Here is a 19,794-nt window from a genome sequence, read left to right as displayed (position 1 = left end):
GTCGGCAGGCCCTCAGCGGTGCCGTGTGCCTTGTGCTCTCATGGCGTCAGCGGGCATTGAGCTCGGCGGCCAACCGAGCGGCTTCCCGTCGCGCGGGCTCCAGCCGGGGGTCCTGCGGGTGAGCGTGCGGGCCGATGACCTTCGCGCAGAAGAACAGGCCCATCAGCCGTCCCGTTCGGCTCTCCAGGTCCCGGCGGCGTTCCGTCCACACGCGCTCGGCCAGAGCGGGGACTGCGAGGGAGTTCCCCCACAGCGTCGCCGCGTCAAGGCCGCGGGGCGCCGTGCCCCAGTCTTCCCAGTCGATCAGGCAGAACTCTGGCCCCATGACGTTCGCCCACGTCAGATCGGCGTGCGCCGTCACCCACTCGTCCACGCTGGTGTCGGAGAAGTCGGGGAAGGTCTCCCGGAGGGTGGCGGTCACCAGCTGCTGGGTCGCGGTCTCCGTGTCCGGGGTGGCGATGCGCGGTGTCCGCTGGCCGGCGAGGGCGTCCAGGGAGGCGTTCAAGGCCGCCCACCACGCATCCGGCAGTCCAGGGTCTTCGGTCACGAGCGCGGCCTTACCGACGGGCGCAGCCACGGCGAGTTCGAACTCATCGGCCCGCCACATGACGGGCTCGTCCCCCTCGCGCCATGTGCAGCTCGCGAGCCAGCGCGGCATGGCGACGCCGGTGAGGACTGCGGCGGCCTCCGGGCCGTTCCACCCTTGAGTACCGATCCGGTCAAAGCCGCGCCGCTCGACCCTCACCCACGTGCCTTGGTCGGTTCGGGCCCCGACGGACCGGCGTTTGCGCACGGTCGTGTGCCGGTCGAGCCTCACCCGCAGCGTCTGCTCCACCCGGTCCAAGACCTTGTCCACCGGCTCGTGCCGGAGGTCGACGGCGCGCGGCACGGACAGCGTCATATCCGGGACCGTAGCAGCGGCGTGCCCCTCCTCACGCCGGATTCGGAGGTCGGCCACTATGGGGGGCGACATCTCGGGGTGTCCGACGGACGCCCGTTGCGGGGAGGGACCCATGAGCACGCGCACCGTCCGCCGCACCAGCGTCACGCTGCCTGCGCTCGACGAACCCGGCCTGTACCTGTCCTCCGTCGCCTCCCTGGAGAGCAGTCGCGGCCGGGTCGCGGAGTTCACCTACGCCGACGCCGTGCTGCGCGAGCTTGATATCGCCGAGGGCCAGCTGCTGGACGGCCGCGTCCTGCGCTTGCGGGCGCAACGGACCCTGCTCGAGGACCTGCGGGTGGACTCGGTGGAGTTCTCCGGCTGCGAGCTGTCCTCGCTCCGCTGGAGCGGCGGGAAGCTCTCCCGCGTCGCCTTCTCCGACTGCAAGATCATGGGCGGCGCCTTCGAGGACGTCGTGTTCGACAACGTGCTCTTCGACAAGTGCAGGCTCGACTACACGACGTTCAGCCGGGTCCGCGCCGCTGGCCCGGTGGTCTTCTCGGAGTGCTCGCTGCGCGAGGCCACGTTCTCCTCGTGCGACCTCGGGGCTGCGGCCTTCGACACCTGCACGATAGAGAAGACCGAGTTCGACGGAGGCCGGTACACGGGCTTCGACCTGCGCGGCAACGATCTCTCGGCCGTGCGCGGGGTAAGCAGTCTCCGCCGCGTGATCATCGACCGACCGCAGACCCTCCAACTCGCCCAGGCCCTGGCGGCGGACCTGGACGTCACCTTCGGCGAGGACCTTCAGGACTAGGCCGGGCCCGGGGCGCGCTCACCGCCGGGACCGCGCAGGTCCTTGGGTATCGGGAAGGTCTGCTACGACGGCCATGGCGGAGTGGTCGCTGATGCCCTCGTGGCGTGGAGCGTGAAGGTAGGAGCAGGCCGTGAGCAGTTGCTGGTGTTCGGCGGTGAGGAAGGCGTGGTCGAAGCGGTAGCCGTTGCCCGCCCGGCCGAACCAGCTGTGCTCGGTGGCGTCCGGGTGCAGGGCGCGGAAGGCATCGGTCAGGCCCGCGTCGGCGAAGGACCGGTAGAAGTCGTACTCCCAGGTCCCGAAGACGGCGTGATGCGGCTCGTGGCCGGGCTCGACGACGTTGAGGTCCCCCGTCACGACGACGAGTCCGCCCAGCTCCGTCACGATCCGGCGCAGGCTTTCGGTCACCGCGGCCTGGAACGCGCGCTTGTCCTCGTTCTTCCGCTCCTTCGGCCCGCGTGAGGGCACGTACAGGCCCAGCAGGCCCACCGTGGTCTCGCCGATCCTCAGCTTCGCCGCTGGGGCCCTATGCGCGAGGAACGAGACGCCGGACGGCACCGGTTCGAGCGCGGGGAGGCGGCTCGCGATGACCGTCCGGTAGTCGCCGGCGGACACGGGCGCGATGATCCCTCGGTACCCGGCCTCGGACAGCGCCTGCACGAGGGTGTCGCCTCCGGGGCCTGTACCGACCTCGGTCAGCACTGCCACGTCGGCGTGCTCCTGGTCGGCCAGCCACGCGACCTGGGCGCGGGAGCGCGACGGGGATGCGTGCTGGACGTTGAGGTTGACCAGTCGGAGCTGCGTGGTCGAAGCAGCAAGCACGGGGGGCTCCGGTTCGAGCAGCGCGAGCTGGGTCGGCGTCGTCATCCTGGCGGTCAACGAGAAGCCCCTTCGGTCGTTTCCAGAAAGCTGGTGGGATGGGCGGCTCGCGCTCAAGTTCGGGACCGCTGGAGGCCCTTGAAACGTTCGTCCAGGTCCGCGATGCGCTCGGCGCGGCGGGCCATGAGGTAGACGCGGGTGTGGGTGCGCTGGACCTCGTGGAGGAGGGCGAAGCCCTGACCGCTGTAGTAGCGGACGAGTTCAGGGAAGCAGCAGCCGCGCCGGACCCATGCCCTCCCCTCTGCGAACGCGCGGTTCACTGCCCACAGGGCAATGGTCGTGCCCGGCTTGTGGCGACGGAATTCGGGGTCGGTGACGGTCGTATAGAGGTAGTGGGCGGGTTCGGCCAGTTCGCCCTCTGTCCAGCCCCACGGTGGGGATTCTTCCTGCACTGTGGTGCAGCCGATGATCTTTCCGCTGTCGTCGGCGAGGACCCACACGTCGCCGTCCGGGTTCTCTGCTTGCGCTGCGAGGTCGGCGGCGTCTGCGCGCCAGCTCGGAAGGGCACGCTGTTCCAGCCACACGGAGCGGGCGAGGATCATGGTCTCGATAGCGGGGATGTCGGCTGCGGTGGCCGGGCGCATCGCGTACAAGGTTCCTCCCGGGAAGCAGGGTGAGGGCAGGGTCCCGGGGCGGGGCGGGGTGACTGCTGCTTGTCGCCTTCGGCGAGGGCCGTCAGGGCTGAACCCGGGCGGCCGGCGGGACCGTGCCGATGACGTTGTCCTCGTTGTCCAGCCATATGTGCTGTCCGTCGCGGTTCACCGTGAGCCCGGCGCGGTCGCGTTCCGGCCGGCCATTGTCCACCCACTTCTGGTGGGCGGCTTCGACCTCGCCCCAAAGCCGACGGGGCCCGTACTGCTCGACCTCGTACTCGGTCTGCCCCGGGACGTACTCGGCGGTCGCCCAAGAGGCGCGGTCGGCGGAGAACAGCCACAGGGTGGCTTCCTCGGAGCCGTCGTCGGCCTCGCCGACATGGTGCCAGGCGTCGCGGACGGCAGTGTCTATCCAGAAGAGAGCGTCCGAGTCCCCAGTGATGTCGCGGGGGGACAGGTCGGTGCGGCTGGGGGTGGCGTCGTCCTCGTGGTGGTAGAAGTCGCGCAGCCGTCCCCCTTGGGCGGGCTGGGTGCGGGTGCGCATGAAGGCGGGGTTTCCGGCGAAGCGCCCGGAGGCCCGATCGGCGTGCACGTCGAGGACGGCGTGACTGTAGTGGTAGATCCCTCCGCCCCACGGGGCGACGATCCGCCCGCCTTCGGTGGTCTGCTCGATCCAGGGGTACGGGACTTCCGGGACGGCGAACGTCGCGATCACCCGGGTGTACGGTCCGCTGTCCGGCGCACCGTCCTCAGCGTTCCCGTACAGGACCCGCGGCGTGTACCCGGCACGGGCGAGGTTGGCCTCGGCCTGCTTGGCAATGCCCGGGTCGACGTCCATCGTGGTCACGCGGTCGGATCCGAGGCGGTGGCAGAGCCAGGCTGCGTTGTACCCGGTGCCCGCGCCCGCCTCGAAGACCCTGTCGCCGTCGCGGACGTCGAGCAGGTCGAGCATCTCAAGCATGACGGTGGGCATGGAGCTGGACGAGGTCGGCAACTGGTAGGCGTCCTCGCCGAGGTCCTGGCCCTGATTGATCTGGGTGACCAGGGGCAGGTCGGCGTAGACGGCCCAGGCCCACCGCTTCGGATCACGGGTGCGGTCGATGGTGCGGTCGTCGGCCTCGAAGGTGGCTGGGAGGAACAGCTCCCGTCGCACCTGGGTGACGGCGTCGGTCCAGGGCGATGCGGGCGGGAGCGACCCCTTGTTCGTGAGGATCTGAACGAGTCGTTCGGGCGTGCTCATGTGCAGGAACCACTTCTTCTTCGATGGCGTTTGCCCACCGCTGTCTCGCCGTCCGAACACGGCCCGGCGAGGCAGGTCCTACTCGATCCGGTTGCTCGGCTCGTGGAGCCACACGTGCTGTCCGGTCTGATCGGCGGTCAGGCCGAAGCTGCTGAACCCGGGGCGTCCTTGCTCCGTCCACCATGTGTGGGCGGCCTCGGTCTCGTCCCATAGCCGGCGGCGACCGTGCTGGTAGACGGTGAACTTGGCTCGGTCGTCCCGGAACAGGATGCAGGCCCAGGAGCGGTCGTTGAGGCTGAGGAGCCACACCGGGCGAGCACCGTTTTCCTCCGGCCCCTTGGTGTGGACGACGTCGGCCAGGCGCAGGCCGAGAGCGAACTGGTTCGCGTCCCAGAGCGTCGCGCCGAACACTTCGTCGTACGGCAGGGCGGTGTGGGACTTTTGGGCGCCCTCTCTGGCCTCGGCGGTGACGTACGTGTCGTAGCCGTCGACGGTGAGTCGCTGGGCGCGGGCGCGCATGAACGTCACATATTGTGTGAACGGGCCGCTCGCGGAGCCGCCGTTGCTGGCGACAACGAGGCGTGCGGTGGCCTCCGTTGAGGTGAAGTGGGTGCCCCAGGGGATGAGGAGGACGCCGCCCGGGCGCATCTGCTCCACCCAGGTGTACGGGACCGTGCGCAGTCCGCACGTGGCGACGAGCCGATCGTAGGGAGCTGCGGCCGGATACCCGACGAGTCCGTCGCCGTGAATCACGGTGACGGAGGCGCCGGCCTGTTGCAGGGAGCGCCGCGCGGTCTCGGCGACCGTCGGGTCCACCTCGATCGTGGTCACGTGTCCGCGGCCAGCGCGGTGGGCGAGGAGAGCGGCATTCCAGCCCGTGCCGGTGCCCACTTCCAGCACCTTGTGCCCAGGCTGCACCTGGAGGTCGGCGAGCATGGACAGCACCAGGGACGGCATGGACGACGAGGAGGTCATGTCCGCCCCCGGGGTGGTACGGGTGCCGTCGTCCCACTGCGTGATGATCGCCATGTCCGAGCAGGCGTACCGGTTCCAGCCGTCCGGGTCCGTGGTGCGGTCCACCGTCAGGCTTTCCCCGCTCCCCTGGTCGTACGGCCACATCACCGAGGGGAGGAACTGTGTCCGTGGCGTGTGCGCGAACGTGTCCTCCCAGTCGGGTGTCATCGATCCCTTCGCGAGGAGCTGGCGGCCTAGCTCCTTCCAGCCAGACCGCCCGCCCTCGGAGTGCTCACGGCTCACTTGCGGTGCTTCCCGTCTCCCTCGGGAGGCGCCCCGTCCGGGGTCGGCGGCTCCTTGGGCGGCTCGAACTTCTGCCCGGGCAGCATGTCGTCCTTGTCGTCGTCATCCTTGTTCCGCTTGCCCACGTGGGTGCGCCTCCTCGTACGGGTCGGAGCAGTGATGGAAGGACGGTAGTGCGGGGCGGTGCGTTTGCAGGCGATGTTTGCTCACATTGGCCGGGGGACGACGACGAGCCCAATCCGGCGACAGCCCCCAGTACATCAGCCCTGGTCAGAGGATGCCTCGCTGCTCCCCGTACTGCCGCCGGCTTGCTCATTCAGCCAGGCAAGACTGTCGGTCCGGGCTCTGGCCTGATCTGATGGTTTGCAGGTCGCCGACCAGGTGGCGGGGGCCGATGCGCATCAGGGCCCAGATGCTGCTGATGTCGCGGGCGGTATTCCACGCGCCGGTCGCGGGGACGGCGAACGGGGTGACGGTGATGTCGTTGGCGGTGAAGGGGGCCGCGTCGAGGTAGCTCATGCCGCCGGAGCCGCACAGATAGGTGTGGGCGCCGACGGCGGCGGCGAGGTCGGCGAGTCGCTGCGAGCGTCCCGGCCGGGCCGGGAGGCTGCTGCTGCGGAGGATGCGGCCCTGCCAGCCGAGAAGGTTCAGCAGGGCGCGTGCGGATGCCTCGGCGACCGCCGCGGTCCGGTCGCTGGTGGTGAAGGTGTCGAGGACGGTGGCCAGGGCTTGCTGGAACGCGGGCCAGTGGGGGCTGGCCCCGTAGTGCTGCTGGAGCGTTCGCACAGTCCGTTGCCGGGACTGGGCGGGTTCGGCCATTACGACCTCGCCGACTGTGGTGTGGCGGCCTTTGGGGAGGTGGGACGGAATGGACAGCCACCAGCGGTGACCGGGGTCGTTCAGGGCGGCGAGGCGGGTGCGGTGCTGGTAGTCGCGGCGGGCGAACTGGACGTCGTCCAGGACGATCCAGCAGTCCGCCGCGAACAGCTTGGCCAGTGTCGAGAGCCGGGGGAACAGGTTGGGCTGGTGGATAGCGCAGAGCCCGCCTGGCGGCGGTTCAGGTGTTAAGGAGGCGGCTGTCGAAGCCGTCTTCGAGGAGGGACTGGTAGGCGGCATGTACGTCCTCCGGGACGTCCTGCTCGATGGCGAAGCCGAGCCTCGGGTATTCGATCACCCGTTGCAGATCGCCGACGAGCTGGTCGACGACGAGCTTCTCGTCGCCGATGGTTTTCAGGTAGTCGTCGAACTCCAGTGGCGCCGAAGCACAGATGATCTCCGTCTCGGGCCAGACTTTGCGGGCGGTGGCGAAGGCGCGTCGTTCCATGTAGGGCATGGAGACCAGCAGCACGGTCTTCACGGCGATGCCGGCGGCGGCCAGGACGTCGCGGGAGAAGGTGATGTTCTGGCCGGTGTTGCGGGCTTGGGGCTCCAGCAGGACGGCTTCGTCGGGGACCCCGAGGGCGAGTGCGTGCTCGCGGAAGTGGACGGCCTCGCCCCGGGGGAATCGGCCGGGGTGGGTGGGGTTGGGTCCGCCGGAGAAGACGAGGGTGGGGAAGAGTCCGGCCCGGTACAGCTCGGCGCAGAAGACGGGGACGCCCAGGTCGTGACTCCCGAGGCCGATCGCGGCGTCGGCCGGCCGGAGCTCGTGGCCCATCTGGTGGTAGTCCCAGATCAGCTTGGCCCGCTGGCGCTGGTCGTCGGTGATGCCTCGCTGGATGTCCGTCGTCACTAGCGTCTCTCTCCCTGATCACCGCCGCCAGGAGCTGTTCGCCCCCGCGGTCTTCCGGATGCTCTCGATGCTGGCCAGCTGGTGGCTCATCCCGTACTGAGCGGCCAGCTTCGCGGCCTGGTCGAGGGCCGTCAGGCCATCATCCCGGGTTGCGGGGTCGGATAGCAGGATGTGCCCGTGCGCGGTGTCCAGCCGTACGCGCTGCATCGGCGAGTCGGTGCCCCCGGTCCTGCGGGCGATGCCGATGAAGTGCAGGGCCTTGTTCAGGTCGCCCGTGCCTCGGTGGGCGAGGGCGAGCTTTTGGTGGGCGACGGACCAGTCGTCGGGCTCGCCGAGGTCTTCGAAGTCGCGGGTCGCGGCGAGCATGACGCGGGCCGCGTAGTCGTGCTCGCCTTCCTTGCTGAGCGCGGTTCCGACCCATAGGCGGGCCCGTGCGCGGTCGCGGCGGGCGAGCCGGTCGTCCACGGCCAGGTGTTCGTAGTGGCGGGCGGCCGTCTCCAGGCTGCCGGACATCTCGGCGACGACGGCGAGGGAGAGGTCGAGCTGGGCGACGCGGCGGGGAATGTCGAGCTGGGTGAAGATCGAGCGGGCTCCGGTGTACGCATGCTGGGCGGACAGCGGCCCGACTACGGCCCCCTGGTCGCGCTTGAGGTCGCCCATGAGGGCAGTGGAGCGGGCGAGGAGATACAGGCCCTTGTCGTCCAGCTCGGGTGGCTGGAAGCGGTTCAGCCACCGGCCCAGCAGGTTGTCGGCGAACGCGAAGTTCTGGCGGCTTAAGGCGACGACGACCCGTTCCAGGTCGTCGGTCCACGATTCGTACGCCCAGGCCCGAGGCCCTGCGGAGGTGACGCGACGGGTGGCCTGGGGCGGTCCGCCAGCCTCGGAGAGGAACGTCTCGAACCGCAGATGCACCGCCGCGTCCGCGCGGGCGAGGGCAGTGTCCAAGATGGCCTGAGTGTCCGGTCGGGGCTCGGTCGCGGACAGGTGCTTGTCCCAGTTGGACACGGTTCTCACGGCAACGCCGAGGTGCTGAGCGAACGCGCGGACGCTCATCCGCAGAGCAAGCCGCAGGGCCCTGGCCTCCAGGCCGGTCCAGTGGTGCACGGTCGCCACGTGTCGCTCCCTTCCGAGAGCTCATGCAAGCACGGACCACGCATGCGGGGGGACGGAAGTGCAACGCAAGTGCAACACCGCGTCATTTCGTCGCCGCCCGACTGGGAGGACGCTTCAACACGCAGGTCACAGCCCTTATTTGGCGGCAGCCTGCCCATGTCGTTCTTCCTGAGCCTGGACGGTCACCTCCATGGAACCTCTCACCGAGCACCGCCGTGTCAGCGGCCCGGCCGTCTACGGCTTCCTGCGGCTGGTCAACGTCCCCGCGGCCCGCGAGACAGCCCTGGAGCAGTCGCTGGCCGAGTACTGCCGCCAGCACGAGCTGACCCTGTCCGGGGTGTTCACCGAACGCGGCACCGAGGTCAACTCGGCCGCGTTCACCGGGCTGCTGGACACGCTGGAAGTCCCCGGCACCTACGGGCTCGTGCTGCCCTCCGCCTCCCACCTGGGCCCCAAGGCGATAGCCGTCGTTAGGGGCAAACGCATCGCGGAGACCGGAGCCCGCCTGTTGCTGGTCCGCCGGGACGCTCCGAGCCCGGCCCGCCGCAGGCGCTCCGGTTCGGGCGGCTCCCCGGGCCGACAGCGCGGGCACGGACCCGTGCCGACCCTGGAGGCCGAGTCGTGAGCGCCGGGACGCCCACGCTCTCGCTCGCGGGGGCAGGCGCGGGAGTCGGTTCCCTGTGCATCACGGGCGAGAGCGCGCTGTCGCCATGGCGGGCTCGGCTACAGGTCCTCGCGGCTACCGTGACCAGGCCATTCGTCGGCAAGGATGGCGTGGACTACGGAGTCACGCCATTGATCGTTCTTGAGGATGTGCCCGCGGATGCGGCCCTCCTCGACCATCCCGGCCTTCAGCATGGCGCGCGCCGAGGCCTCGTTCAACGGCGAACGTGCGCCCCAGACGCGGTGAAGGTCCAGGCCCTCGAAGGCCAGGTCGAGCAGGAGCTGGATGGTTTCGACGCCGTAGCCGACGCCCCAGGCGTCCGGGCGCAGGGCGAACCCGAGGGTGGCTGCTCGCTGCTGGTGGGGGTCGGTGGCCAGTCGGCCGTACCCGATCAGGTCGCTGCTGTCGCGTTCGACGATGGCGAGGCAGTATTCCGCGCGCGGTGCGACGGTTGCCGAGGCTATCGACCGGGCGACGATGTGCCCCACGTCCTGGCGGGAGCGGGGTTCGAAGCTCAGGTGTTCGGTGGCCTCGGGGTTGCCGTAGATCGCGAAGACCGCGTCCACGTCGTCGATGGTGAGCTCGCGGAGCTCCAGGCGCTGACTGCGACGGCTGACCGGGTGCATGCCACCGGACTCTACCGGCGCGGATCAGCGCGGCAGGGCCAGTCGGTTGGGACTGTATGCCTCGATTTCGGCTCGCAGGTCCCGGGCTGCGGCTGCGTTGCGGGCGGGGCCGCGGAGAAGGGCGGCTCCTACGCGGTCGGCGGAGACGACGATGCCCCGGTTGCGGTGTGCGGGTGCGAGGTCGAGGACGGGCCGGACTGCTTCGGCTGCTCCGTCGACTTCGCCGCTGTACAGGCGGGTGAGGGCGAGGTTGCACTGGGCGCCGGCCAGGTCGCCGAAGGCCCAGTCGGGGGCTTCGGGGTCGCTGAATCGTTGGACGGCTTCCTCGGCGAGGGCTGCTATTCGGGCGTTGCCGTTGCCGAGCAGGACCTCGGACTCGACGGAGTAGTAGAGGTGCTTGCTCTCGGGGAAGGTGAGCAGCCCGCCAAGGTGGTCGAGGTCGTCGTACTGCACCTGTTCCCGGAGTTCCTGCGCACGCTGGATCGCGGCCCGGGCGGCCTCTTCGTCGCCCAGGAGGGCGGCGGCGCGGGCCTCCAGGCCGGCCAGCCACACGGCGACCGTGCCGTGCAGGTCGGGGCATTCGGCCGCCCCTTGGCGGGCGTAGTGCAGGGCCTGGGTTCCCTTGCTGGACCAGTAGGTGATCAGCGATTTCAGCCCGAACGTCAGGGCGACCAGGCCGGGGTGTTCCGCTTGCTGGGCGCACACGCCTGCGGCGCGGGCCTGGATCATGGCGTTCTGCGGGTCGCCCATGTCGTGGCTGCCCTTGGCCATGTGGAACGACAAGAGCGTGGCCAGGATGTGCAGTTCGCGGGTCTGCGACGGTCGTGCCCGGCCGCTTTCGATGAGGCGGAAGCAGTCGTCCTGGGCTTCCGCGATCTCGTCCCAGATGGCGGGCAGGGGTACGCGCGGGTACTGGGTGACGATCGCCTCTACCCGGTCCCGGAGGAATCCGAGGGTTTCCGGGCCGATGTGGCCTTGCTCCGCTCCCATGGCGAAGTCCCTCGCACGTTTTGCGGCCATGTTCGCCGTCCTTCTCATCTCATGCAGCACCGCACCGGAATTCGGGCGGCTGGTGGTGGGAGTCGTGCCGAACAGGGGGTCCGGACCAGGCAGAGGTCCGTCCGGTGCCGGGCCCCACAGCTGCTCGATGCTGTAGCCGAGCCAGTGACGGAGCACCCGACGGGCGTCCGGTTGCGGGTGCCGACCGTTGTAGAGCCACGCCTGGAACGTGCTCAGCGCGGGCTCCAAGTTCTTCAGACCCGGGTCGTCTTCAAGCTCTGCCAGCTCACCGGCGGCCGCTTTGAAGCGCCCCAGGAAGGCACCGTGGTCCGTCGCTTCCTGCTCTTCGAGCAGACGCCTGAACAAGGTGCGCATTACACCCCTTCACCCCTCATATTCGACGTGTCCGCCCCTGTGGCGGTGGAGCGGTTCGCTCATCAACCTGCCCGGCCCGGTGGGTGTTTAGCGCCCCCGAGGGGGTTCCGAGGGGAATCCGAGGCTGCCCCTCGGAACTCAGGAAAAACCCGAGGGGGAAACGGGGGTGGAGACGGCTACCCGCCATGGCCAGGATCTTTACCTACCCGTTGCGGGGGTTGCCCGTCCGGATACTGTCGCGAGAGCAGGGAGCTACCAGTGGCATCGTCAGCAGTGTCGCCCTGCCTGGGGAACTGCGAGACCAGACAGGTCACCGTCTCGGCCGCGTCCCCCTTGGAACGGCCCCGCCTTCCCGTCCGGCATCAAGTGGCGTTCGCTGTCGCGCCGCACGAGCGGTCCGTCGGGAAAGCCCGCCGTATGCTCCGGAACACGCTCATCGCGTGGGGGGCCGAGGCCGAGGAACGGGTCCCCGACGCCGAACTCGTGGCCAGTGAACTCCTCACCAACGCGCTCCGTCACGCGCCCCGCAGCGAACTGGCGCTGACCGCAGCCGAGGGCGGCGGTTCCCTGATCATCGAGGTCGAGGACGGCGGGAACCCGGAGTCCAAGCCCGCCGTGCGACAGGTGGTGAACGAGGACGCCGAATCCGGCCGTGGCATGACGATCGTCGAGGCCGTGGCAAAGAGCTGGTCCTGGCGCCCCTTGCCCGACGGAGGCCGAGGCACCTGGGCCGTCCTCCCCTGGCTCAACGAGGTGTCACGATGACCACCTCCCCCACCATCACCTCCTTGAGCGGGCAGTTCGCCCAGTACGAGGTCGACATCCGACAGCCGCGGGTCGTTGATCTGATCTCCGCCAAGATGCGGCACACGGGCCTGGTGGCCGTCAGCGGGCTCACGTCGCCGGAGGCCGTGGCCCGGTTCGCGGACAGGGTGATGCTTCGGGGCGTGTACCCGGGCGAGGGGCCGTTGGGTCTGCACGAGGTCTTAGACACCGGCGGGCACGCGCACCTCGTCGGGCACGCCGAGCTGACTCGCGCGGCGGTCGACGTGCACACATGCCGTCCTGATCTTGTCGTCCCGCCCCGGTTGGTGCTCTTGGCCTGCCTCCACCCGGGGCACGAGGGCGGGGAGACCGTGCTGGTCGACGGGAAGGTCCTCCTCGGCGACCTGTGCCGGCGCCGTCCCGACACCGCCGACGCGTTCCTGCATGAGCGGGCGGCTGCCTTCGGGCGTACCGTCTCGGCCCCCGTCTTCGAAGACCTCGGGCGCCGCCGATACGCGTTACGGCTGCGGCAGGACGGGGTGGTGCGCTGGAGCGCGGCCACCCAGCCGTACCTGCCGGTCCTGCGCACCGCCTTGCAGCGGCACCAGCAGGTCCTCGCCCTCGGGTACGGCCAAGGGCTTCTTGTCGACAACGCTCGGTGGGCTACGGGCCGGTTGGCGTTCACCGGCCCCCGGGTGTTCCTGCGGGCCGAGGGCACTGCCCGGTTCCGTATGGCCGCGGGCTTCGTCTCGGGGGCGGTGCCGAGATGACCGGGACGGAGCACAACGCCGGGCCTTTCCGGTACGCGGACCTTCCGACCGAGAACTTGATGCCCGCCCCGCCGACCGTGTTCTCCCCGCAGGCCCACCCGGTTGGGCGGCCGCCCGTGGGCGAGACCCCGGCCGTGCGGCCGAGGCGGCACGCGCGGGCCCGGCATCGTCGGCGGCGCGACCCCGGGCCCGGGCGGCTCCTCCGGAAACGGAACGCCGTGCTGCTCGTGGTGGTGCCCGCCGCCTGCGCCGTTCCCCTGATTCCGCCGCTCGTGCGCTAGATCCTCCACGCCCACACCGGGCGGCGAGTCCACTTCGTCGCCCGTCTCCACCGCCGGAAGACCCAAGTCCCGCCGCCGGGCGCGGGGCCCGAACCACCGGCGCGGCTCCTTCCTCCCTGCCCGGCCTGATCCGGAGAACACCACCGTGACTGACCATCTGACCGCCACACCGCCCGGCGCTTCCGCGCTCGAGGACTCCCCCGCCTTGGAGGCGGGGCGGTGGGAGCTGCCGCCCTCGCCGAGCCTGGTCCTCGACGGCGACTACTTCGACAGGCCGCGCCCGGCTCGCGTCCACAACTTCCTGCTGCGCGGGCACGACCACTCCTCCAGCGACCGGGAGATGGCCGCCGTTCTGCTGGCCGCGGACCCGCAGGCCCGCCTGGCGGCGCGGATCGCCCACCGGCACCGCGAGCTGGCCCTGAACTATCTGGCCGTCGAGCGCCGGATCCGGCAGGTGCTCGTCGTCGGCTGCGGCTACCCGCTCCGGCCGTACGTGCATCGGGTCGTCGGCCGGTACGGCACGGCCCGGGTCGTGTACGCGGACTCGGATCCCGTGGCGCTCGCGCGCGCCCGCTCCGTCATGAACGCCCTCCCGCCGGCCCACACCGGGTTCGTGCTCGCGGACTTGGCCCAGCCCGCCACCTTGGCCGGCGTCCAGGCCCGCGAGGTCCTGGACTTCACCAGGCCGGTCGCGGTGCTGCTGCATCACGTCCTGCACGTGATGCCGGACCCCTACGACCTGGTCACCCAGCTCAAGAACATGCTGGCCAGTGGCAGCGCCCTGTCGATCACGCACTCCACCGGCGATCTTCACCCTCGTCATGTGGCCGCCGCCGAGGCGGCCACGGTGGCCGGGATGCCCACGTACCTGCGCACCCGGGATGAGGTGGAGGCGTTCTGCGCGGGCTGGCGCCTGGCCAAGAACGGCGTGCAGCCGACGGCGCGCTGGGGCCGCGACAGCAGGACCGCCCCGGGCGGCGGCGCGTCCTCCGCCGCGTACGCCGTCCTCGCCATCAAGCCGTGAACGAGGAGAAGACCGTGCCTCCGCTGGTCAGCGTCGTCGTCGCCGTGCGGGACAACGCCTCCCGCCTGCCGCGCCTGCTCATGGCCCTGCTGAAGCAGGACTACCTGGGGCCGATCGAGCTGATCGCGGTCGACACCTGCACGGAACCGGTGCCGGAGCGGCCCGGCCTCCCCGGCTCACGACTGCCGGTCTACGTGCTGCACGAGCCGGATGCCGGGCTCTCCCGGGCCCGCAACACCGGCATCCGCGTGGCCACCGGGGAAGTTGTCCTGATCACCGACCCGGCCGCCCGGCCGGACCCGGGGTGGGTGCGCGCGATGGTCGCCGCGCTGACGTACGGGGGTGCGGACCTGGTGTGCGGCCAGGTGTCGGTGACGGTCACCGACCCGCCGGGGCCTCGGCTGCCGAGGGCTGTGCTCGATCTGGTTGGCTCGGCGCGCTGGCCGACGGTGCCCGGCGAGTTGGAGCGACCGTGGGAGGTCTCGGGCTGCAACCTCGGGTTCCGCAACGGCGTTGCCCCTCTCCAGTTCGACGACGAGCACACCGGCGCTGACCGGGGCCACCGTCGGTGTGGGGCGGCGGCGCTCGCCACCCGGCTGCGGGCGACGGGCGGCTTCGTACAAGCCGTGCCGGACGCGGTCGTTCACCTCGACGTCGCGCCCGACGACCTCACCTGGCGGGCGGTGTGCGCGCGGGCCTGGTGGCGGGGCGCAGTGCTCGCACGGATCGCCCACGAACTGCCCAACACCCGCGTTCCCGGCCGCCCGTGCCGGCTGCCGGGCGGCGGACCGGTGCGCTGGCTGTTCACGCGCGGCGGGCGCCTGGCGGGGGCGGCATGCCTGGCCAGCACCACGGGCCGCCAGATTGAGCGCCTTCGCCTGAAGACGGCGCCCCGCCCGATGCGCCGGACGGCGGTGGCCGCCCGTGGCTGACCCCAAGTCCGACGCGCGCCTCGGTCCTCCCCGGCCCCGCGCGGCCGGCGACGACGGAGCCGCCGTCGTACCACCGCGTTCATGGCCCTGCCCGCGCCTCGACGTGCTGGCGACGCTGTTCCGCCTCCACAGCGAAGGACTCGCCGCCCGCACGTTCACCGGCCCCGTTCCCACGCACGACACGATGCAGGACCTGCTGCGCTGGGAGCAGCGCAGTACACGGGAGCTCCGCCAGTACTTCGACGCACACGGCTGGCCCGGGGTGCGCCTGGTGGGCGAGGTCGGTGCCGAGGCGGCGTGGTGGGTCGCGATGATGTGCGACCGGCATACCCCGTTCCAGCGTGACGCGCTCGGCCTTCTGCACGAGGCCGTCGAAGCCGGTGACGCCCCGGCCCGGCACACGGCCTATCTCGGCGACCGGCTGTCGATGCACGACGGCGAGCTGCAGACCCACGGCACCCAGTGGGTGCTGCACGACGACGGCTCGATCAGCCTCTACCCGGTCGCCGACCCGTCCGCCTTGGCCGAGCGGCGCCGCACGGTCGGCCTGCCGGAGGCCGGCACGGACAGCGACGTGCGGCTGCTCTCCCTCACCCGGCGCCCCCGACTCGAACCCCCGCCCTATGTACGCCCCACCTGCGAAGGACATTTGACGTGAATGCTCCTGTTGTGAATTTACGGCCCACGCCGTCTACCGCCCCTGAAGGAACGGCGGGCGGAGGAACGACGAGCGACAGCCTGGAGGCCCAGTTGCTCACGGACGCCTGCGGCGCCCTGCCGCAGGCCGTGCCCCGGCTCGATGACGGCGTTCACCTGGTGACGTTCAACATCCGCACCGGCGGCATCGACGGCGAGGGCGACGAGAGCCGCCGGAAGGCCCAGATCGAGTTCCTGTCGGCTCTGGCGCCCGACGTGCTCGCGTTGCAGGAGCTGCGCGGCTGGGAGCAGGGTGACTGGCGGCGCCTGTGGGAGCTGGCGAACGCCGTCGGGATGGTGCCGTTGCCGCCGGTGCTGTCGCGCAGTGGTCGCGGGAACCATCTGGCGCTGCTGGTGCGGCCGGAGACCGTCCGTGTGCAGGGTCACGACGTTGACGCCAGCCGCAGGAGCTTCTACCACGGACTGGGCCGGGTCCGGCTGCTGCTGCGCGACGAGCTGGAGATCACCGCGCTGTTCACCCACCTGTGCTTCCTCGGCGGTGACGAACGCCTGGCCGAGGCCCGGTGGCTGACCGGCTACGGCGACACCTACGAGGGCGAGGCGCAGCGCGTGGTGCTGCTGGGTGACCTGAACACCATCGGGCTCCAGGACGCGGAGCCGGACTGGGGCCGGATTCCGGCGAACTTGCGCTCGCGGCACTGCCAGCTCACGCCGAGCGGGAAGTTCGGGGTCACCGACCGGCGCGCGATCCAGCTGCTGCACGAAGCGGGCTGGCGTGACCCGTTCGAGCTGCATGGCCGGGAGCCGCACCGCACCGCGGGCTACTGGTCCGAGGTCGAACTGCTGGATCACCGCTCGGACTTCGTGCTGGTCAACCAGCACCTCACCGGGCACGTTGCCGGGGCCGTCGTGCATGACACGCCCCTGACGCGAAGGCTGTCGGACCACCTTCCGGTCGAGGTCCGCCTGAGCACACGGCCGGTCAGCCGGTGACCGCGCGGGCCGCCTCCAGCAGGGGCCCCGCCCCGTGGCGCAGGAGGTCTTCGGCAACGGTGCGCCCGAGGGCCTCCGGGTCGGTGGCCGGGCCGGTGGCGGTGACGGCGACCTCGCGCGTGCCGTCCAGCGCGGTGACGCGGGCCGTCAGGGACAGGCTGCCGTCGCTGCGGATGCGGGCGTACGCGCCGACCGGCAGGTCGCAGCCGGAGCGCAGGGCGGTGAGCAGGGCCCGCTCCGCGCGCACCTGGGCGTCGGCCTCCGGGTCGCCGAGGTCGGCGAGGAGGTCGCGGAGCATGGCGTCGTCCTCGCGGATCTGGATGCCGAGCGCGCCCTGGGCGGGCGAAGGTGTGAAGGGGTCGAACGGCAGCAGTTCGCTGATGTCCTCGGCGCGACCCAGGCGGCGCAGGCCGGCGGCGGCCAGGACCACGGCATCGAGCCCGCCCGCCCTGGCCTTGGCCAGGCGCGGAGGGACGTTGCCGCGGATGGGTACCAGGCTCAGGTCGGGCCGGGCCGCGAGGAGCTGGGCGATGCGGCGCGGCGCGCTCGTGCCCACCCGGGCGCCCTTCGGGAGGGCGTCGAGGGTGCTGCCGCACAGAGCGTCGCGCGCGTCCTCGCGGCCGGGCGGTGGCAGCAGCACCAAGCCCGGCGTGGGGGTGGCGGGCAGGTCCTTGAACGAGTGCACGACCAGGTCCACCTCCTTGGCCAGGAGCGCGGTTTCCTGCGCGCCTGCGAACGCGGCGCCGTTCGCTGCGCGGGAGACCTCAACCAAGGCGGTGCGCCGATCCTTGTCGGCGCTCTCGGCCACCACCCGGTGCCGGAAGTCGATGTGGGGGAAGCGGCGGCGCAGCGGCGCCAGGTACTCGGCGACTTGGGCGCGCGCCAGGTGGCTCGCCCGGGACCCGACCGTGACCACGGTCATGACCATCAACTCCTCGCGCCAACGGCATGGTTGGGCGCATCGTAGCTGCCCCAGAACACACCGCTTTCCGACGCTTTGTCGGCCTTGAACGTCTGGAGATCACGCGTGCGCAAGCGCAAGCACATTCGTATCGGGGTGCACGATGCGCCCCTGGCCTTGGCCAAGGCCGAGCAGGCCAGGGCCAGCCTGGAGAAACTGCGGCCGCCCGTCGAGGTCAGCGTCATCCCCATGCCCGGTCCTGCCCACGTCTCCGGGACGAGCACGTCCCCCAGCCCTGTCGAACAGGCGCTCTTAGACGGTCGCTGCGATGTCGCGGTGCGGCACGTGAAGGACATCCCGGCCGTCCCCCTGGTCCGCCCGGGGACCGTGGTCGCCGCCTACCCGCAGCGCGGCGATGTCCGCGACGCTCTCGTGCATCCCGGCGGGCTGCCCCTCGACCGGCTCGCCCGGGGCACGACCATCGGCACGACCTCGGTACGGCGCGCCGCGTACCTGGCCCGCAGCCACCCGCACCTGAAAGTGATGCCGGTCCTGGGGACCGTCGACCAACGCCTGAAGGCCCTGGAGGCCGGCGAGGTCGGCGCCCTGGTCGTCGCTTCCCACGCCCTGGACCTGCTCGGCCAGCGGTACCGGGCCAGCGACTGGCTTCCCGTGGAGCGCCTGTGCCCGCCCCTGGGGGCTGCCGCGACCGCCCTCCAATGCCGCAACGACGACGAAGACACCGTCGCGGTCGTCGGACGGCTCGACGACACGCGCACCCGGCGGGAGATCGACGCCGAACGCATGCTGCGGTGCGTCCTGCTCGCCGGCGGGCACGCGCCAGCGGCCGGATTCTGCATCACCCTGCCGGATGGTCAGCTGTCCCTGCGCGGCGTCCTCTTCCAGCCGGACGGCGGCCGGTTCGTCGTCTCCCACCAGCGCGGTACCGATCCGATGGACCTCGGCACGGCCGTGGGCTTCGACCTGCTCTCCAGCAGGGGCCACCACCTCATCGCCGCCAGCGCGGCCCAGCAGTAACGGCCGACCCGCGCCACCCTTTCTGCCCCTGTAGACCCACCCGTACGAGAGAGCCCATCGTGTCCACGCACACTATTTCGCCCCGCGCCGACGGCACCGAGGCCGTCGACGACGTCTTCGCGCCCCTCCAAGGCCAGGTGGCCGACGCCGAGTTGGGGGAGCTGCGCACCTGCCCGATACTCAACCCCCTCCAGCGCACCGTGCTCACCCTGATCTCCCTCGGGCACACCCATCGTGGCACGGCGACGCTCCTGGGCGGACGACTGCACGCCGTGACACAAGCCCTGAACTACGCCGACCAGAAGCTGAAGTCGGGCGGGCGCACGCCCGCTCTGCTGCACGCCGCCTACCGGCACCCCGACTACCCTCTGCCGCTGCCACGCGGCACGGAGCCGGAAGAACAACCCCTGGTCCTTGACGAGATCGAGCGCGCGGTGCTCGACGCGTACGCCACCGGCGTCACCCTGCGGCGGCTGGCCGAGTCCCGCCGCTGGCCGACTCATCACCTGACGCCGGTCAACAGGAACCTGCTCGGCAAGCTCGCAGCGCGCACCGCGGCCCACGGCGTCCGGCGCGCCTGGGAGCTCAGGATCTACACACGCGAGAACTCCCCGGCCACCCCGGAGGCCGCGGCCAGGAAGACGCCGTGGGGCTGATGGTCAACTTCCTCAACCCCTACACGGACCACAAGGAGCAGCGGGAGGTTGCCCGGTTCCGGGGCGATCCTGTGAGGTCGATACCCGGGGTGATCCACGCCCGGTGCGGGGTGGAGTGGGACGCGGTCAGGGTCCCGCCCTGGCTCGGCGAACGGACGCTGAAGACGCTCGGGTCCAGCATCGGCCCGGTCCTGGCCAGCGGGTACGCCGGCCAGTGGACGTTCCTGATCGACTGCGGGTGGGCCGACCGGTGGGACCTGCGGGGACGGGGCGCCCGACTGCTGCGCCGGAACACCGTGATCGAGCTTCCGCTGACCGCCACGTGCACACAGACCCGCGATGTGCGGTGGGTCGTGCCGCCCGGAGGCTGGACCGACCCCGACAAGCTCTACCGCGCTCTCGGTGGAGAAGTAGACCCTCCGCCCGCGCGGCGGCCGGCCCCGCCCCCGAGGAAGCGGCCTCCGGCGAAGAAGTCCACTGCGAGGAAGGCGGGTTCCGCGTCGTGAGGGGCGTCACCCGGTCGTCTGCAAAGCGGCCGCCACCCAGACCCCGTCGACACCTGAATCAGGGTGGCGGTCGGTCGTTTCCGGCAGCAACGCAAGACCCGG

The 19,794-nt window shown here is 71.0% G+C and carries 23 protein-coding genes; 11 read left to right on the top strand and 12 right to left on the bottom strand.

Annotated features, from left to right (window positions below; genetic code table 11):
- Positions 1–46 precede the first annotated feature (46 nt).
- Positions 47–901 (bottom strand): hypothetical protein, encoded by an 855-nt coding sequence (locus ACFY1P_RS29475; RefSeq protein ID WP_390752316.1) that lies wholly within the window; start codon positions 899–901, stop codon positions 47–49.
- 112 nt (positions 902–1,013) lie between these two features.
- Between ACFY1P_RS29475 and ACFY1P_RS29470 the strand changes: the two genes are divergently transcribed.
- Positions 1,014–1,697, top strand: a complete 684-nt coding sequence (locus tag ACFY1P_RS29470) for a pentapeptide repeat-containing protein (RefSeq protein ID WP_390752315.1) — start codon at positions 1,014–1,016, stop codon at positions 1,695–1,697.
- An 18-nt stretch (positions 1,698–1,715) separates the two neighbouring features.
- Here ACFY1P_RS29470 and ACFY1P_RS29465 read toward each other — a convergent pair whose 3' ends face one another.
- The 8 genes from ACFY1P_RS29465 to ACFY1P_RS29430 form a co-directional block, all read right to left on the bottom strand.
- The gene (locus tag ACFY1P_RS29465) at positions 1,716–2,573 is read right to left on the bottom strand and encodes an endonuclease/exonuclease/phosphatase family protein (protein WP_390752314.1); all 858 of its coding nucleotides are present in this window, start codon (positions 2,571–2,573) and stop codon (positions 1,716–1,718) included.
- 53 nt (positions 2,574–2,626) lie between these two features.
- Complete coding sequence (locus ACFY1P_RS29460; RefSeq protein WP_390752313.1) at positions 2,627–3,157, bottom strand: GNAT family N-acetyltransferase; 531 nt, start codon at positions 3,155–3,157, stop codon at positions 2,627–2,629.
- A gap of 91 nt (positions 3,158–3,248) precedes the next feature.
- Positions 3,249–4,406: a methyltransferase domain-containing protein gene (locus ACFY1P_RS29455; RefSeq protein WP_390752312.1), complete on the bottom strand. Its 1,158-nt coding sequence runs from the start codon at positions 4,404–4,406 to the stop codon at positions 3,249–3,251.
- Positions 4,407–4,484: 78 nt separating this feature from the next.
- Positions 4,485–5,588 (bottom strand): methyltransferase domain-containing protein, encoded by a 1,104-nt coding sequence (locus ACFY1P_RS29450; RefSeq protein WP_390752311.1) that lies wholly within the window; start codon positions 5,586–5,588, stop codon positions 4,485–4,487.
- A gap of 71 nt (positions 5,589–5,659) precedes the next feature.
- Entirely contained in the window at positions 5,660–5,788 is a 129-nt protein-coding gene (locus ACFY1P_RS29445; protein ID WP_390752310.1) for a hypothetical protein, read from the bottom strand.
- A 187-nt stretch (positions 5,789–5,975) separates the two neighbouring features.
- A complete protein-coding gene (locus ACFY1P_RS29440) occupies positions 5,976–6,779 on the bottom strand; it encodes a WbqC family protein (RefSeq protein ID WP_390752309.1) in 804 nt (267 codons plus the stop codon).
- Positions 6,721–7,392, bottom strand: a complete 672-nt coding sequence (locus ACFY1P_RS29435) for a YdcF family protein (RefSeq protein ID WP_390752308.1) — start codon at positions 7,390–7,392, stop codon at positions 6,721–6,723. Before ACFY1P_RS29435 ends, ACFY1P_RS29440 begins: the two co-directional genes overlap by 59 nt.
- 18 nt (positions 7,393–7,410) lie before the next feature.
- Positions 7,411–8,505: a helix-turn-helix domain-containing protein gene (locus tag ACFY1P_RS29430; RefSeq protein ID WP_390752307.1), complete on the bottom strand. Its 1,095-nt coding sequence runs from the start codon at positions 8,503–8,505 to the stop codon at positions 7,411–7,413.
- 190 nt (positions 8,506–8,695) lie between these two features.
- On the opposite strand from ACFY1P_RS29430, the gene ACFY1P_RS29425 reads away from it, so the two are divergent.
- Positions 8,696–9,130 carry a hypothetical protein gene (locus ACFY1P_RS29425; RefSeq protein ID WP_390752306.1) on the top strand — a complete coding sequence of 145 codons (435 nt, stop codon included), beginning with the start codon at positions 8,696–8,698 and terminating at the stop codon, positions 9,128–9,130.
- A 98-nt stretch (positions 9,131–9,228) separates the two neighbouring features.
- On the opposite strand, the gene ACFY1P_RS29420 is transcribed toward ACFY1P_RS29425, so the two are convergent.
- Complete coding sequence (locus ACFY1P_RS29420) at positions 9,229–9,795, bottom strand: GNAT family N-acetyltransferase (protein ID WP_390752305.1); 567 nt, start codon at positions 9,793–9,795, stop codon at positions 9,229–9,231.
- Positions 9,796–9,819: 24 nt separating this feature from the next.
- Complete coding sequence (locus tag ACFY1P_RS29415; protein WP_390752304.1) at positions 9,820–11,160, bottom strand: hypothetical protein; 1,341 nt, start codon at positions 11,158–11,160, stop codon at positions 9,820–9,822.
- On the opposite strand from ACFY1P_RS29415, the gene ACFY1P_RS29410 reads away from it, so the two are divergent.
- From ACFY1P_RS29410 to ACFY1P_RS29385, 6 genes are all read left to right on the top strand, one after another.
- On the top strand, positions 11,119–11,934 hold the full coding sequence (locus ACFY1P_RS29410) for an ATP-binding protein (RefSeq protein WP_390752303.1): 816 nt from the start codon (positions 11,119–11,121) through the stop codon (positions 11,932–11,934). The two genes, ACFY1P_RS29415 and ACFY1P_RS29410, sit on opposite strands and share 42 nt — an antisense overlap.
- On the top strand, positions 11,931–12,704 hold the full coding sequence (locus ACFY1P_RS29405) for a TauD/TfdA family dioxygenase (RefSeq protein ID WP_390752302.1): 774 nt from the start codon (positions 11,931–11,933) through the stop codon (positions 12,702–12,704). The genes ACFY1P_RS29410 and ACFY1P_RS29405 overlap by 4 nt, the downstream gene beginning before the upstream one ends.
- A gap of 426 nt (positions 12,705–13,130) precedes the next feature.
- The gene (locus ACFY1P_RS29400; RefSeq protein ID WP_390752301.1) at positions 13,131–14,009 is read left to right on the top strand and encodes an SAM-dependent methyltransferase; all 879 of its coding nucleotides are present in this window, start codon (positions 13,131–13,133) and stop codon (positions 14,007–14,009) included.
- Positions 14,006–14,941: a glycosyltransferase family 2 protein gene (locus ACFY1P_RS29395; protein WP_390752300.1), complete on the top strand. Its 936-nt coding sequence runs from the start codon at positions 14,006–14,008 to the stop codon at positions 14,939–14,941. Before ACFY1P_RS29400 ends, ACFY1P_RS29395 begins: the two co-directional genes overlap by 4 nt.
- Complete coding sequence (locus ACFY1P_RS29390) at positions 14,934–15,599, top strand: DUF6624 domain-containing protein (RefSeq protein WP_390752299.1); 666 nt, start codon at positions 14,934–14,936, stop codon at positions 15,597–15,599. Before ACFY1P_RS29395 ends, ACFY1P_RS29390 begins: the two co-directional genes overlap by 8 nt.
- Before the next feature lie 92 nt (positions 15,600–15,691).
- Positions 15,692–16,591 carry an endonuclease/exonuclease/phosphatase family protein gene (locus ACFY1P_RS29385; RefSeq protein ID WP_390752298.1) on the top strand — a complete coding sequence of 300 codons (900 nt, stop codon included), beginning with the start codon at positions 15,692–15,694 and terminating at the stop codon, positions 16,589–16,591.
- Here ACFY1P_RS29385 and hemC read toward each other — a convergent pair.
- Positions 16,581–17,513, bottom strand: a complete 933-nt coding sequence (gene hemC / locus ACFY1P_RS29380; RefSeq protein WP_390752297.1) for a hydroxymethylbilane synthase — start codon at positions 17,511–17,513, stop codon at positions 16,581–16,583. The two genes, ACFY1P_RS29385 and hemC, sit on opposite strands and share 11 nt — an antisense overlap.
- A 105-nt stretch (positions 17,514–17,618) precedes the next feature.
- On the opposite strand from hemC, the gene ACFY1P_RS29375 reads away from it, so the two are divergent.
- Genes ACFY1P_RS29375 through ACFY1P_RS29365 form a run of 3 tightly spaced genes read left to right on the top strand, consistent with a single transcriptional unit; the run spans position 17,619 to position 19,692 of the window.
- A complete protein-coding gene (locus ACFY1P_RS29375) occupies positions 17,619–18,530 on the top strand; it encodes a hydroxymethylbilane synthase (protein WP_390752296.1) in 912 nt (303 codons plus the stop codon).
- Between the two features lie 59 nt (positions 18,531–18,589).
- The gene (locus tag ACFY1P_RS29370; protein ID WP_390752295.1) at positions 18,590–19,186 is read left to right on the top strand and encodes a hypothetical protein; all 597 of its coding nucleotides are present in this window, start codon (positions 18,590–18,592) and stop codon (positions 19,184–19,186) included.
- Positions 19,177–19,692, top strand: a complete 516-nt coding sequence (locus ACFY1P_RS29365; RefSeq protein ID WP_390752294.1) for a hypothetical protein — start codon at positions 19,177–19,179, stop codon at positions 19,690–19,692. The genes ACFY1P_RS29370 and ACFY1P_RS29365 overlap by 10 nt, the downstream gene beginning before the upstream one ends.
- The last annotated feature ends 102 nt before the right edge of the window (positions 19,693–19,794 follow it).

Origin of the sequence: Streptomyces sp. NPDC001407 (assembly GCF_042895325.1) — a bacterium.
Taxonomy (GTDB): domain Bacteria; phylum Actinomycetota; class Actinomycetes; order Streptomycetales; family Streptomycetaceae; genus Streptomyces.
Note: the sequence above shows the minus strand (reverse complement) of the source record. Positions and strands in the feature narration are given on the sequence as shown.